Annotated in this window: 10 protein-coding genes and 1 pseudogene; 8 read left to right on the forward strand and 3 right to left on the reverse strand. The window is 66.4% G+C overall.

All coding sequences use genetic code 11. From position 1 onward, the window contains the following. Positions 1-99 precede the first annotated feature (99 nt). Positions 100-3,714: an indolepyruvate ferredoxin oxidoreductase family protein gene (locus tag CLM73_RS02600; protein ID WP_105237196.1), complete on the forward strand. Its 3,615-nt coding sequence runs from the start codon at positions 100-102 to the stop codon at positions 3,712-3,714. Positions 3,715-4,594: 880 nt separating this feature from the next. Here the strand turns inward: CLM73_RS02600 and glpK are convergent. Both glpK and CLM73_RS02610 read right to left on the reverse strand, forming a co-directional pair. Continuing rightward, positions 4,595-6,121: a glycerol kinase GlpK gene (gene glpK, locus CLM73_RS02605; RefSeq protein WP_105237197.1), complete on the reverse strand. Its 1,527-nt coding sequence runs from the start codon at positions 6,119-6,121 to the stop codon at positions 4,595-4,597. After that, the gene (locus CLM73_RS02610; protein WP_105237198.1) at positions 6,108-7,562 is read right to left on the reverse strand and encodes a DHA2 family efflux MFS transporter permease subunit; all 1,455 of its coding nucleotides are present in this window, start codon (positions 7,560-7,562) and stop codon (positions 6,108-6,110) included. Before CLM73_RS02610 ends, glpK begins: the two co-directional genes overlap by 14 nt. A 98-nt stretch (positions 7,563-7,660) precedes the next feature. On the opposite strand from CLM73_RS02610, the gene CLM73_RS02615 reads away from it, so the two are divergent. The 4 genes from CLM73_RS02615 to CLM73_RS29335 all read left to right on the forward strand — a co-directional run bounded on the left by CLM73_RS02615 (position 7,661) and on the right by CLM73_RS29335 (position 10,116). After that, a complete protein-coding gene (locus CLM73_RS02615) occupies positions 7,661-7,849 on the forward strand; it encodes a DUF3460 family protein (RefSeq protein ID WP_056564661.1) in 189 nt (62 codons plus the stop codon). Between the two features lie 16 nt (positions 7,850-7,865). Continuing rightward, positions 7,866-8,756 (forward strand): segregation and condensation protein A, encoded by an 891-nt coding sequence (locus CLM73_RS02620; protein ID WP_105237199.1) that lies wholly within the window; start codon positions 7,866-7,868, stop codon positions 8,754-8,756. A 35-nt stretch (positions 8,757-8,791) separates the two neighbouring features. Then, positions 8,792-9,646 carry a pantoate--beta-alanine ligase gene (panC, locus tag CLM73_RS02625; RefSeq protein ID WP_105237200.1) on the forward strand — a complete coding sequence of 285 codons (855 nt, stop codon included), beginning with the start codon at positions 8,792-8,794 and terminating at the stop codon, positions 9,644-9,646. Positions 9,647-9,750: 104 nt separating this feature from the next. Continuing rightward, complete coding sequence (locus CLM73_RS29335; RefSeq protein WP_105237201.1) at positions 9,751-10,116, forward strand: response regulator transcription factor; 366 nt, start codon at positions 9,751-9,753, stop codon at positions 10,114-10,116. A 153-nt stretch (positions 10,117-10,269) separates the two neighbouring features. Here CLM73_RS29335 and CLM73_RS02635 read toward each other — a convergent pair whose 3' ends face one another. Beyond that, positions 10,270-11,049, reverse strand: a complete 780-nt coding sequence (locus tag CLM73_RS02635) for a copper resistance protein NlpE N-terminal domain-containing protein (protein ID WP_105237202.1) — start codon at positions 11,047-11,049, stop codon at positions 10,270-10,272. 202 nt (positions 11,050-11,251) lie between these two features. On the opposite strand from CLM73_RS02635, the gene CLM73_RS02640 reads away from it, so the two are divergent. The 3 genes and pseudogenes from CLM73_RS02640 (at position 11,252) to zapD (ending at position 13,592) form a co-directional block, all read left to right on the forward strand. Then, positions 11,252-12,100 carry a prepilin peptidase gene (locus CLM73_RS02640; protein WP_105237203.1) on the forward strand — a complete coding sequence of 283 codons (849 nt, stop codon included), beginning with the start codon at positions 11,252-11,254 and terminating at the stop codon, positions 12,098-12,100. A gap of 49 nt (positions 12,101-12,149) precedes the next feature. Next, positions 12,150-12,843: pseudogene (gene coaE, locus CLM73_RS02645) on the forward strand (dephospho-CoA kinase). Beyond that, the gene (zapD, locus tag CLM73_RS02650) at positions 12,840-13,592 is read left to right on the forward strand and encodes a cell division protein ZapD (protein ID WP_105237205.1); all 753 of its coding nucleotides are present in this window, start codon (positions 12,840-12,842) and stop codon (positions 13,590-13,592) included. The pseudogene coaE and the gene zapD overlap by 4 nt, the downstream one beginning before the upstream one ends. The last annotated feature ends 54 nt before the right edge of the window (positions 13,593-13,646 follow it).

The raw sequence follows: 13,646 nt of genomic DNA on the forward strand, positions 1-13,646 counted from the left end.
GAACGCATCAGGACTTCACTTTCACGGCCCTTGTTGGCCCGCGTGCGTTCTGGCTAGAGGCGCGCGACGCTGGTGGGGGCATCCGATGTTGGAGTAGACATGAATGCCCCCCTTACGCCCGCCGTCCGCGCGGCGCTTGAATCTGTCCAGCTCGACGACAAATACACCCTGCAATCCGGCCGCGCGTGGATGAGCGGCATCCATGCGCTGGTGCGGCTGCCCATGATGCAGCGCGTGCGCGATGCGCAGGCCGGGCTGAACACGGCGGGATTCGTGTCAGGTTACCGGGGCTCGCCGCTGGGCGGCGTCGACCAGAACATGTGGAAGGCCGCCGCGCATCTGAAGGCGCACCACGTCGAGTTCCAACCCGGCATCAACGAAGACCTGGCCGCCACGGCGGTGTGGGGCACGCAACAGGTCAACCTCTTTCCCGGCGCGAAGTACGACGGCGTGTTCGGCATGTGGTACGGCAAGGGGCCGGGCGTGGACCGCTGCGGCGACGTCTTCAAGCATGCCAACGCGGCCGGCACCGCGCGCCACGGCGGCGTGCTGGTGGTGGCGGGCGACGACCACCCCGCCAAGTCCTCGACGCTGCCGCATCAGAGCGATCACATCCTGAAGGCCTGCATGATTCCGGCGCTGTTTCCCGCCAGCGTCCAGGAAGTGCTGGATTACGGCCTGCATGGCTGGGCGATGAGCCGCTATGCGGGCGTGTGGGTCGGCATGAAGTGCATCACCGACATCGTGGAGGTGTCGGCGTCGGTCGACGTGGACCCCCACCGCGTGCGCATCGTGCTGCCCGAGGATTTCCAGCTGCCGGCCGACGGCCTGAACATCCGGCTGCCCGACACGCCATTGCAGCAGGAGGCGCGGCTGTTGGACTACAAGCTGTACGCCGCGCTGGCCTATGCGCGCGCCAACGGGCTGAACCGCGAACTCTGGGACGTGCCGCAGCGCGATGCGCGCTTCGGCATCATGACGTCCGGCAAGGCGTACCTGGACACGCGCCAGGCGCTGGCGGACCTGGGCCTGTCCGAAGCCGTGTGCCGGCGCATCGGCCTGCGCCTATTCAAAGTGGGCATGGTGTGGCCGCTGGAGTCCGCCGGGACGCAGCGGTTCGCCGAAGGGCTGGACGAGATCCTGGTCGTGGAGGAAAAGCGCCAGGTGCTGGAGTATCAGCTGAAGGAAGAGCTGTTCAGCTGGATCGGCAGCGGCAAGAAGATTCCGCGCGTGGTGGGCAAGTTCGACGACAAGGACGGCGGCGAGTGGTCCGTGCCGCAAGGCAACTGGCTGCTGCCGGCGCATTACGAGTTCTCACCCGCGATGGTCGCCAAGGCGATCGCGGCACGCCTGTTGCGATTTGCGTTGCCGGACGATGTGCGCGCCGGGATCGAGGCCCGGGTGGAATTCATCCGCGCGCGCGAAGCGGCGCTGGCGCGCCCGCGCGTGGTCGAAGAGCGCAAGCCCTGGTTCTGTTCGGGCTGTCCGCACAATACGTCGACACGCCTGCCGGAAGGCTCGCGCGGCATGGCGGGCATCGGCTGCCACTACATGGTGCGATGGATGGACCGCAGCACCGACGTCTTCACGCAGATGGGCGGCGAGGGCGTGCCCTGGCTGGGGCAGGCGCCGTTCACCGAGGAAAAGCATGTGTTCGCGAACCTGGGCGACGGCACCTATTTTCATTCGGGGCTGCTGGCGATCCGCGCAGCGGTGGCCGCCAAGGCGCCCATCACGTACAAGATCCTGTTCAACGACGCGGTGGCGATGACGGGTGGACAGCCGGTGGACGGTCCCATCAGCGTGCCGATGATCACGCGCCAGGTGGCGGCCGAGGGCATCGAGAAGATCGTGGTGGTGACGGACGAACCGCGTAAGTACGTGGACGTGACGGACCTGGCGCCGGGCGTGCCGGTGCGCCATCGCGACGAGCTGGATGCGGTGATGCGCGAGCTGCGCGAACATCCGGGCGTGTCGGTACTGATCTACGACCAGACCTGCGCAACCGAAAAGCGCCGCCGCCGCAAACGCAACGCCTACCCGGACCCGGCGCGCCGCGTGGTCATCAATGAGCGGGTGTGCGAGGGCTGCGGAGATTGCTCGTCGAAGTCGAACTGTCTGTCGGTGGAGCCGCTGGAGACGGAGTTCGGGCGCAAGCGCAAGATCAACCAGTCGAGCTGCAACAAGGATTTCTCCTGTCTGAAGGGCTTTTGCCCGAGCCTGGTGACGGTGGAGGGCGGCAAACTGAAGAAGCCGCCGGCGCTGGCGCAAACGTGCGGCGCGCCGGACGAGGATGTGCCGGCGCCCCGTGTGCGTAGTCTGGATGTGCCCTATGGCGTCTTCATCGCGGGGGTGGGCGGCACGGGCGTGGTGACGATCGGGCAGTTGCTGGGCATGGCGGCGCACCTGGAGGGCAAGGGCTGTTCGGTGCTTGACATGGCGGGGCTGGCGCAAAAGGGCGGCGCGGTGTTTTCGCACGTGGTGCTGGCGGGCTCGCCGGATCATTTGCTGAACACGCGGGTGGCGATGGGCGAGGCGGATCTGCTGCTGGCGGGCGACCTGGTGGTGGCAACGAGCGCGGAGGCGATGGCGCGCGTGAGTCCGGGACGCACGCACGTGCTGCTGAACAGCGACACGGCGCCCACCGCGGCATTCGTGTCGAACCCGGAATGGACATTGCCGGGTGCCAACCTGACGGCGGATCTGCAGAGCGCATGCGGCAAGGACAACCTGGACGCGGTGGACGCGGCGGCGATGGCGGTGGTGCTGCTGGGCGATGCGATCTATTCGAATCCGCTGATGATGGGGTACGCGTTTCAAAAGGGCTGGATACCGCTGACGCGCGAGGCGCTGTTGCGGGCGATCGAACTGAACGGCCAGCAGGTGGCGAACAATCTTGCGGCATTCGCATGGGGGCGCCGCGCGGCGCATGAGCCGGCGGCGGTGGCGCGTCTGATGGCCAATGGCGGGGTGCCGGCCGCGCAGCCGGAAGACATCATCGAGATCACGCGGCCGCGGGTGGCGAGTCCGGTGGTGGACTTGAAGAAGCCGGCGGGTGAATTGGCGCAAATGGTGGCGGTGCGCAAGGCGTTCCTCACGCAGTATCAGAACGCAGACTACGCCAAGCAGTACACGGATCTGGTGGAGAAGGTGACGCGTGCGGAGCGGGAGGCCACGGGCACGAATCGGCTGGCGCTGGCGGTGGCGCGGTATTACTTCAAGCTGATGGCTTACAAGGACGAGTACGAGGTGGCTCGGTTGTATTCGGATGGGGAGTTCTTGAAGCGGGTGGGCGAGCAGTTCGAGGGGGATTGGAAGCTGCGCTTTCACCTGGCGCCGCCGGTGTTTGCGCGGCGGGATAAGGATGGGCATCTGGTGAAGCGGTCTTATGGGCCGGGGATGCTGAAGGTGTTTCGGGTGCTGGCAAGGATGCGGTGCTTGCGGGGGTCTCGGTTGGATCCGTTCGGGTATACGAAGGAGCGGCGGGCGGAGCGGGAGCTGATCCGTGAATACGGGGAGACGATGACGGCGATTCTGGGGAAGCTGAATCGCGGGAATCTGGATAAGGCGGTGGCGTTGGCTAGCGTGCCGGAGGAGATTCGCGGGTATGGGCACGTGAAGGAGGCGTCGATGATGCGGGCTGAGGCGATGCGGGAGGAGTTGTTGAAGGGGTTTACTGCGAGGGTGGTGGCGATTGGGGTTCGGGCGGCTTGAATGGTGCTTTGGGGGTGTTGGGGCGGGTTGAGGTTTTGGGACGTGCGGTGTGGTGTTATTGCGGCGGGTTGGGTTCTTGAGACGCCCGGCGCGTCGTGGGCCTGGGGTGGGCGGGGCTACGATTGCGGTCCGGAGCCTTCGCTCCGGACTGCCCCGTCGTCATCGTCGTTGTCGCCTCCGGCGACTGCCTTCCGATTCCCTCGGGCGCATCTACACGCCCCGCCCACCCCAGGCCCACGCCACGCCGGGCTTTGGTGTTGAATCTTTACGGGCGTTGGGGCGGATTGGGTTCTTGAGGTTCTTGCACGCATTCGTGTGGGAGAGAAGCAGCTTGCGATGCCCGTCACCGTTCGGCCGCGCGGGCGGCCTCCGGTGACTTACGCGGCGTCTTGCGTCGTAGCGATGACGCTTCGCGTGTGGCGGCTTCTGCTCTGGGTGTCTGACACCGTTGCTCGCCGTCTTTTCGTCCTTCCCATCGTGACGGCGGCCCATTGGCAACCAATCCCCGCCAGCGCGAAGCGCACGCCGCCACGACGCCTCACCGACCCGATGCCGGGTTGCCGCCGCCCGGGCGGCAGCAATCCGGCGGCCCCGCAGATCTCCTGCCCTGACCACAGGTCTTGCAGCGCGCAGACCAAAGACCCTAGCAGCACGGCGTCGCGGTCCCCGTGGGTGCGAGCGCCGTCGATGCGCCCGAGGGAATCTGAAGGGAAGGCCGAAGGCCTGGACGAAGATGACGAAGGGGCAGTCCGGAGCGAAGGCTCCGGACCGCAATCGTGGGCGATCGTGCCCACGGGGATCGCGGCGTCGGGCGACCTACGAAGACCTGCCGCGCTCATCTTGGGTACCTGACACCGCCGGCAAGCCAACAACGGACGCCTTACTTAACCGCCCCAGCCGACCACCCCTTAGACAACTCCACTGCCTGCCGCCACCGCTTCATCCGCGCATCCCTCACGGACTGAGGCCAAGCCGGCGTGAACGTGCGTTCAGCCTGCCACTTCGATGCGAATTCATCCTGGCTCGACCAGAAACCAACGGCCAAGCCCGCCAAGCCCGCTGCGCCCAACGCAGTGGACTCCGGAACCCGCGGACGCACGACGGGAACGCCCAGAATGTCAGCCTGCATTTGCATCAGCAGGTCATTACGGGCAGCGCCGCCATCGACGCGCAATTCCGTCAAAGCGATGCCGCTGTCCGCATTCATGCACGTCAGCAGTTCAGCGCTTTGCAGGGCGATGGATTCCAGCGTGGCACGTGCGATGTGGGCGCGTGTGGTGCCGCGAGTCAGGCCAACAAGGGTGCCGCGCGCATAGGGATCCCAGTGCGGAGCGCCCAGGCCGGCGAAGGCCGGGACCATGAAAACGTCGTCGGTGTCCGAGACGCTGGCGGCCAGGGATTCGATTTCTTCCGAGCGCTGAATAATGCCCAACCCGTCGCGTAGCCATTGCACCGCAGCGCCGGCCACGAAGACGCCGCCTTCCAGCATGTAGGCCGGCTTCCATTTGTCCTGTCCCGGTTGGGGCAGGCCCCAGCCGACGGTGGACAGCAGGTTGTTGCGCGATTCAACGGGCTTGTCGCCCACGTTCATCAGCATGAAGCAGCCGGTGCCGTAGGTGTTCTTGGCCATCCCCGGCGTGAAGCAGGCCTGGCCGAAGGTGGCGGCCTGCTGGTCGCCCGCCACGCCCGCGATGGGCACGGAGCCGCCCAGCCATTCGGGCAGGGCCTCGCCCACGATGGCGCTGCTGGGGGCGATCTGCGGCAGGACGCTGCGCGGGATCTTGAGCAGCGCCAGGATGTCGTCGTTCCAGTCCTGCGTGTGCAGATCGAACAGCATCGTGCGCGAGGCATTGCTGGGGTCGGTGCTGTGGACGGCGCCGCCGGTCAGTTGCCAGATCAGCCAGGTGTCGACGGTGCCGAAGGCCAGTTCGCCGCGTTCGGCCATGCGGCGGGCGCCGGGCACGTGGTCCAGCAGCCAGGCCAGCTTCGTGCCTGAAAAGTAAGCGTCGACGACCAGACCCGTGCGCGCCTGCAGGAAGTCGCCGTGGCCGTCCTGGCGGAGCTGGTCGCACATCGGGGCGGTGCGGCGGTCCTGCCAGACGATGGCGCGGGCCAGCGGACGGCCGGTCGAGCGTTCCCAGATGAGCGTGGTTTCGCGCTGGTTGGTGATGCCGATGGCGGCGATGTCGGCGGCGGCCGCGCCGGCGTTGCGCAGCGCTTCGCGCGCGACGTCCAGCTGGCTGTGCCAGATCTCGTTGGCATCGTGCTCGACCCAGCCCGGACGCGGATAGTGCTGGCGGAATTCACGTTGGCCCACGCCGCGGACCACGCCGGCGCGGTCGAACACGATGGCCCGGGAGCTGGTCGTGCCCTGGTCCAGGGCTAGGACAAATTCATTCGTCGTCACTGTTTTTCGCGCCGTTCAGGTGAGCCCCGGCCAGCGGGTCGAGGCGTCTAAAGGAGAAAGTCGATGCCATGCACAGCAGGCCGATGACGATGAAGCCGGCCACCACGTCGCTGACGGCCAATGTTTCGGCGCCGCGCAACGACATGCTGATGTTCAGCGTGACCGCGGCCACCCCGACGCCCAGCGTGATGCCCAGTTGCTGGGCCATGGCCGAAAAGCTGCTGGCGCGGCTCATCTTGGCGGGCGGGATGTCGGCATAGGTTAGCGTATTTACCCCCGTGAACTGCAACGACCGGAAGAAGCCGCCCACCAGCAGGATGGCGATCATCAGCCACACGGGCGTGGCCGGGTTGAAGGCCCCGCAGACGATGATGAAACCGCCCGTCAGCAGCGCGTTCAGGGTCAGCACGCGGCGAAAGCCGAAGCGCTGGACGATAGGCGTGGCCACGAATTTCATCAGCAGCGCGCCGGCGGCGCTGGCGAAGGTGATGAGGCCGGCCGAGAACGGCGAAAGGCCAAAGCCCACCTGCAGCAGCATGGCCAGGAGGAACGGCGTGGCGCCGACGGCGAAACGGCACAGGTTGCCGCCCAGCGTGGAGATGGCGAAGGTGGGAATCCGCATCAGGGACAGGTCGATGATGGGATGTTCGGTGCGGCGGGCGTGCACGCCGTACAGCAGTCCGCACACGATGCCCACGGCGATGAGGCCGAGCAGCATGGGCAGCGGCATCACGTCGCGGCCGATGGCTTCGAAGCCGGTGACCAGCGTGGCCAGGCAGCCGGCGCTCAGCAGAAAGCCGACCCAGTCGAGCCGGGGCGTGCCGGTTTCGCGGATTTCCGTGACGTACCGCAGCACCAGAAAGATGCCCAGGAACCCGATCGGGATGTTGATCAGGAAGATCCAGTGCCACGACATGTACGTGACCATGAAACCGCCCAGCGGCGGTCCGATCACAGGTCCCAGCAGCGCCGGGATCGACAGGAAGGACATGGCCTTGAGCAGGTCCTGCTTGGGGACGGTGCGCAAAAGGATGATCCGCCCCACGGGCACCATCATGGCGCCGGCCATGCCCTGGACGATCCGGGCCAGCACGAGCTGCGGCAGGTCCTGCGAGATGGCGCAGGCGACCGAGCTGAGGGTGAACAGACCGATCGCGGTAATGAATACGCGCCGGGCGCCGTAGCGGTCGGCCGCCCAGCCGCTGATCGGCACGAAGACGGCGACTGCCAACAGGTACGAGGTGATGGCCACGTTGAGCCGCACCGGGGTGGATCCCAGGGCGCGGGCCATGGCGGGCAGGGCGGTCGCCACGACCGTGGCGTCCAGCATCTGCATGAACAGCGCGCACCCCACGATGAAGGGAATCATGCGCGCCGCGCGCACCGCATCCGGGGTTGAGGGGGGAGCGGGATTGGCTGCGGCGGCGGATTCTGCGGGCATGTCGGACGGCTGCGGTGGAAGCCTGACGATTGTAACGCCGGGGAATCGGCCGCCGTGAAGTAAACTCGAGACATCTGCAACCTAATGAAATTGGCGTCATGGCGACCAACTACGAATCCGAGATCACCCAGTTCCTCAAGGACTTCAAGAAATCCCACCCTGGCACCGAAGAGCGCCAGCGCGAGGGACGCGCCCGCCTCTGGGACAAACCGCAGGATCAGGAGCTGCTCGAAGGCTTCCGCGCGGCACGCGTGGCGCAAAGGCCGTACGTGTATCAGGCCGACTGATACCTTTGCGGCAAAAATGGTCCAGAACCCCTCGGTGCCAGGCGATGCCCTGGCCAAGCTAGTGGCACCGTCCGTCGACAGCACGCCCGATACCATCGATAGCGTGGCGTTTGCGCGTCTGTATGGCGAACCGCTGTTCCAGATGCCGACGGATCTGTACATCCCGCCCGATGCGCTGGAAGTCTTCCTCGAAGCTTTCGAAGGGCCGCTGGACCTGTTGCTTTACCTGATCCGCAAGCAGAACTTCAACGTTCTGGACATCCCCATGGCGGATGTCACGCGGCAGTATCTGTCGTATGTGGACCAGATCCGCATCACCAATCTCGAACTGGCTGCCGAATACCTCCTGATGGCGGCCATGCTCATCGAGATCAAGTCGCGCATGCTGCTGCCGGTCAAAAAGACCGACACCGGCGAAGAGCCCGAAGATCCCCGCGCCGAACTGGTCCGCCGCCTGCTCGAATACGAGCAGATGAAGCTGGCCGCCCAGAAGCTGGACAAGATGCCGCAGCTGGGCCGCGACTTCGTCAGCAGCCAGGCCGTTGCCGACCTGAGCGTCGAGCGCGCGCTGCCCGATGTCAGTGTCGACGACCTGCGCGCGGCCTGGGCCGACATCATGAAGCGGGCCAAGCTTAACCAGCACCATCACATCACGCGCGAGCAACTGTCCGTGCGCGATCACATGACGCACATCCTGCGCCGCCTGAACGACGTGCGGTTCATGGAATTCGGCGACCTCTTCATGGAGCGCGTCCGCGAGGGCGCGCCCGCCGCGGTCGTCGTCGTGCATTTCATCGCCATGCTCGAACTGGCGCGCGAATCGCTGCTGGAGATCACGCAGGCGGAGCCCTATGCGCCCATATACGTGCGCCTGGCCTACACCAGCGTGGCGGCCGTCGCGGCCTGATCCTGACCGGGCTCGCGCCCACTCCGGAGATTCCCTTGAAAGTCGTACACACCATCCAGGAATTGCGCGATCACCTGCGCGGACAGAACCGCGTGTCGTTCGTGCCCACCATGGGCAACCTGCATGAAGGCCACCTGTCGCTGATGAAGCTGGCGCGCCAGCACGGCGATCCCGTGGTGGCCAGCATCTTCGTGAACCGTCTGCAGTTCGGCCCGAACGAGGATTTCGACCAGTATCCGCGCACCCTGGCCGCCGACATTGAAAAGCTCGAAGCGGCGCGCGACGTCTATGTGCTGTTCGCGCCCAACGAACGCGAGATGTACCCCGAGCCGCAGAATTTCCGCATCCAGCCGCCCGATGACCTGGGCGACATCCTGGAGGGCGAATTCCGTCCCGGCTTTTTCGCCGGCGTCAGCACCGTCGTGCTGAAGCTGTTCTCCTGCGTGCAGCCGCGCGTGGCGGTGTTCGGCAAGAAGGATTATCAGCAGCTCATGGTGGTGCGCAACATGTGCCGCCAGTTCCAGTTGCCCGTCGAGGTGCTGGCGCACGAGACTGTGCGCGCGGACGACGGCCTGGCGCTGTCGTCGCGCAATCGCTACCTGACCGACGGCGAGCGCGCCGAGGCGCCGGCGCTGTACGCCGAGCTGCAGGAGATCGGCCGCCGCCTGGCCCAGGGCGAACGCGATGCCGCCGCGCTGGAAAACGACGCGGTCCAGCGGCTGACGCAGCGCGGCTGGCAGGTCGACTACGTGGCCCTGCGCCGCCAGCGCGATCTGAACCGCCCCGAGGCCGCCGACTTGCAGGCAGGCGAACCTGTCGTGGTGCTGGCCGCCGCCAAGCTGGGCGCCACGCGCCTGATCGACAATCTGGAATTGGTTTATACGGCCTGAAGCGGCGCGGGGCGTTTTCATCAGCCCCTATCAGAATTGCTAGCTTACGGCGGCCCGGCCGGCGGGGCAGACTGTTTGCAATCCTACATTGCAAACGAGCTTCCATGCCCTTTCCTCACCCCGAACTCGACGCCGCCCTGTCATCCCTGACCGCCCGCGAACGCCAGATCGTTGAATACGTGGCGGCCGGGCGCGCCAACAAGGTCATCGCCATCGACCTGGGCATTTCCCTGCGCACCGTGGAGGCCCACCGCGCCCGCATCTTCGCCAAGCTCGGCGCGCGCAATGCCATGCAACTCGCTTGCCGCCTGTGCGCCCATGGGCAGTCCGGCGCATCGCCCGTCCCCGGGGCCAGTTGGCCATCCCGCAACATGCCGCCTCCCGTGCGCCCCGGCCCACAGCCACAGGTATTGCACGAGCCCGCCAGCGAGTACGGTGATTGCCCCGTAAAGCCCGATGTTCCTCCTTGATGGCGATCCGACGGCCGGCCAAAGAATTCGGGCCTGACGAACAAGGTGTTCGTCAGGCCCGGGAAGGGTGCGGCGGCGTTGTGTGCAGCGGCGTTGTGTGCAGCAGCTTTGCCTCCGGCAGCGATCAAGCGCCGCGCGTGGACATCCGTGCGATCAGGGGCACTTGGGCGCCGCGGCGCTGGCCAGTTCGTCGATCGGGTCCAGATCCGGCTGGCGGGTCAGGTTGTAGTTCAGGTTGGGCGTCTGGCCGCCGATGGAGCGCACGCGCAGCACGTTGTTGGCCGCGACCAGGAATTCCACGCGGACATTGCCTTGGCCGTCCATCAGGATGACGCGCGGCGGACGTTCGTCGGTGGCGTCCCAGCAGCCTTGTTCGGAAACCGGCGGGCCCTTCTTGGGATCGTTGTCCAGGTAGGCGGTGCGGCCGCGCCAACGGCCATTGGGCGCCAGCGTCAGCGTCACGCGCTGGGCCGTGCACTGCATGGCAGGCGAAAAACACGGTAGCGTGCCCATGTAGGTCTGGGGCTGGGGCACGAGGCTGTGGGTGATGCCGTTGGCCGCCGGGGCGGGGGCTGCGGGGGCGGGCGCCGAGCTGCCGGAGCCGCCCGAGCCACCTTCGGCGCCTTCCGGCACGGCTTGGCCGTCTTCGGTGGTCTGGCCGGCGGCAACGGCCTGCTGGTTCTGGTTCTGTTGACGGCGTGCGTCGGGCTTGAGCTCGATCTGCACTTGCGACGGGGCGCGGATGACAGTGCGGTAGCCGGCGCCCGAACCTTGGTACTGCGCGTCGGTCACGGTGCTTTCGGCCGGCAGGTCGTAATAGCCTTCGGCTTTCTGCTTGGCGCATCCCGTTGCGGCGATGACGGTGCCCGCTAGCAGCAGCCCCATGACGCTGAGTTTGCGGGAGCGGGAAACGATGTCTACGCGCGCGGCCATGGCAGCTTATCCGTGAATTGAGTCTGTCTCCGATTTTACGCACTTATGCGAAGATTCGATACGTTCCCCTTAGCCGTTCCCGGGCATCCGGGCACTTTATGCACAAATTACGACAGGGCCGCGCGCGGCTCTTCATTCCTTGCGCCATCGCCCGCCAGTCGGATGGGTTGGCGCGCCCGGGCCAAGTGGGGCAGTGACGCCGATGTGGCAAGTCTTTGATCTACCCCTGGGGGTCTTCATCGGCGTGGCGGCGCTTGCCGGCCTGTTCGCCGGCAACTGGCTGACGGTGCTGACCCATCGGCTGCCGCGCATGATGGAGCGCGAATGGCAGGCGCAGTGCCTGGACGCCGCCGGCAAGCCGCGGCCTGCCGGCCACTATGGCCTGCTGTCGCCGGCCTCGCACTGTCCCGCCTGCGAGGCGCCCATCGAAAGAATGGCCCGGATTCCGGTGCTCGGCTGGCTGCTGCTGCGCGGCCGGTGCGCGGCCTGCCACGCGCCCATCGGCTGGCGCTATCCCGTCATTGAACTCCTGACCTGCGCGTTGTTCGCGGCTTGCGCGCTGCGCTTTGGCGCGACGCCGATCGCGGTGGCGGCCATGGGCCTGTCGGCCATGCTGGTGACGCTGGCATGGATCGACTTCGAAACGACGTTGCTGCCCGACGTCCTGACGCAGCCGCTGGTGTGGGCGGGGCTGCTGGTGAACTTGTTCGATGCGTTCACCAGCGTGCAGACGGCGGTGGTTGGCGCGGTGGCGGGGTACCTGTTCCTGTGGGTTATCTTTCATGTGTTCCGCCTGTTGACCGGGCGCGAAGGCATGGGGCACGGCGACTTCAAACTGCTGGCCGCGCTGGGCGCGTGGTTCGGCGTCGAGGCCTTGCCGATGCTGTTGCTCAGCGCGTCGCTGGTGGGCGTGCTGATCGGCGGGGCGCTGACGCTCACGGGCCGCGCCAGCCGCGGCCAGCCCTTACCCTTCGGCCCGTATCTGGCGCTGGCCGGGTTGGTCATGCTGCTGCTGGGTGGCGAGCAAGGCCTGTTGCATTTCATGAACTAGGCGCCGCACCCCGCAACGGCGACCAGGCAAGACATAAAGGAAAGGCAGCATGTTCAAGATAGGTCTGACGGGCGGCATCGGCTCGGGCAAGTCCCGCGTGGCGGACATGCTGGCGGAGTGGGGCGCGGCGCTCGTCGACACCGACGAGATCGCGCGCTCGCTCACCGCCGCCGGCGGCGCCGCGATGCCCGAGATCGAACGCGAATTCGGACCGCAGGCCTTGACGCCCGACGGCGCCCTGGACCGCGCGTGGATGCGCACGCAGGCATTCGCCGATCCGCAGGTGCGGCGGCGGCTCGAGGCCGTGCTGCATCCGGCCATCGGCCGCGAAACGGAACGCCAGGCGGCGGCCGCGCACGGATCGTATCTGGTCTTTGTGGTGCCGCTATTGGTTGAGTCTCTGGACCGTTGGCGAGACCGCGTGGATCGTATCTGCGTGGTCGATTGCGATCCCGAAACGCAGGTGGCTCGCGTGCAGCAGCGCAGCGGGCTGACGGAGCAGGACATCAGGCGTATCATGGCGGCACAGGCTGCGCGGGCACGCCGGTTGGAGGTCGCGGACGACGTCATACTCAACGACGCAACGACAACGCCGAAACAGTTGCGCGCGCGGGCGTTGACCCTGCATGACCGCTGGCTGGCGCTGGCGACCACCACGGGCCGGTAAGCCAGCGGCTGCCGGCACCCCTGAAAATTCTTGGCCTGCCGGCCAACCACTTGATAGGGCCTGTAAAAAAGCGTGATCGTTTACGAATATCCCTTCAACGAGCGCATCCGTGCTTATCTGCGGCTGGAATACCTGTTCGACAGGCTCTTCTTCTTTGCTCGCGAGGGTGACTCACGCCAGCATCAGGTTGCCGTCACCTGCCTCTTCGATCTGCTCGACGCGTGCGAACGCACCGACGTGAAAGGCGCGGTCCTGCAAGACCTTGAACGCCAGCGCCTGGCGCTGGTCGGGCTGCGCGATCATCCCGGCGTTGCGCAAGATGCGCTGGAAGGCATGCTGCGCGAAATGGAAAAGGTGGGCAGCGCGCTGGCCGCGCCCGGCAAGACCGGGCAGTCGCTGCGCGAAAACGAATGGCTGACCAGCTTGCGCGGCCGTCTGTCGGTGCCCGGCAGCGCCACGCAGGTCGACATGCCTTCGTACTATGCCTGGCAGAACAAGCCCGAAGCCGCTCGCTGCGCCGACCTGCAGGCCTGGGTTTCGCCTTTCATCCCCCTTTACGACGGCCTGACCCTGGCACTGCGCCTGTTGCGCGAGTCCGGGCGCAAGACCGACATCGTTGCCGAGCAGGGCGCCTACCAGCAGATGCTGGGCGGCAAGCAGTTCCAGCTGCTGCGCGTCTGGGTCGACCCCACCCACGGCGTCTTTCCCGAGATCAGCGCCAATAAGTACATGATCTGGATACGTTTTTCCACTCAGGACGGGGAGTTCAAGCCCCAGCAGGTGGGCCGCGACGTGTCTTTCCAGATGACCCTCTGCAGCGCTTAGGCTGAAGTTACGCAGGGTTTCGCTGCCCGGATTCCTGTTGCGGGTCGTTTCAGC

The sequence above is a fragment of the Achromobacter spanius genome, from assembly GCF_002966795.1.
GTDB classification, from domain to species: domain Bacteria; phylum Pseudomonadota; class Gammaproteobacteria; order Burkholderiales; family Burkholderiaceae_B; genus Achromobacter; species Achromobacter spanius_D.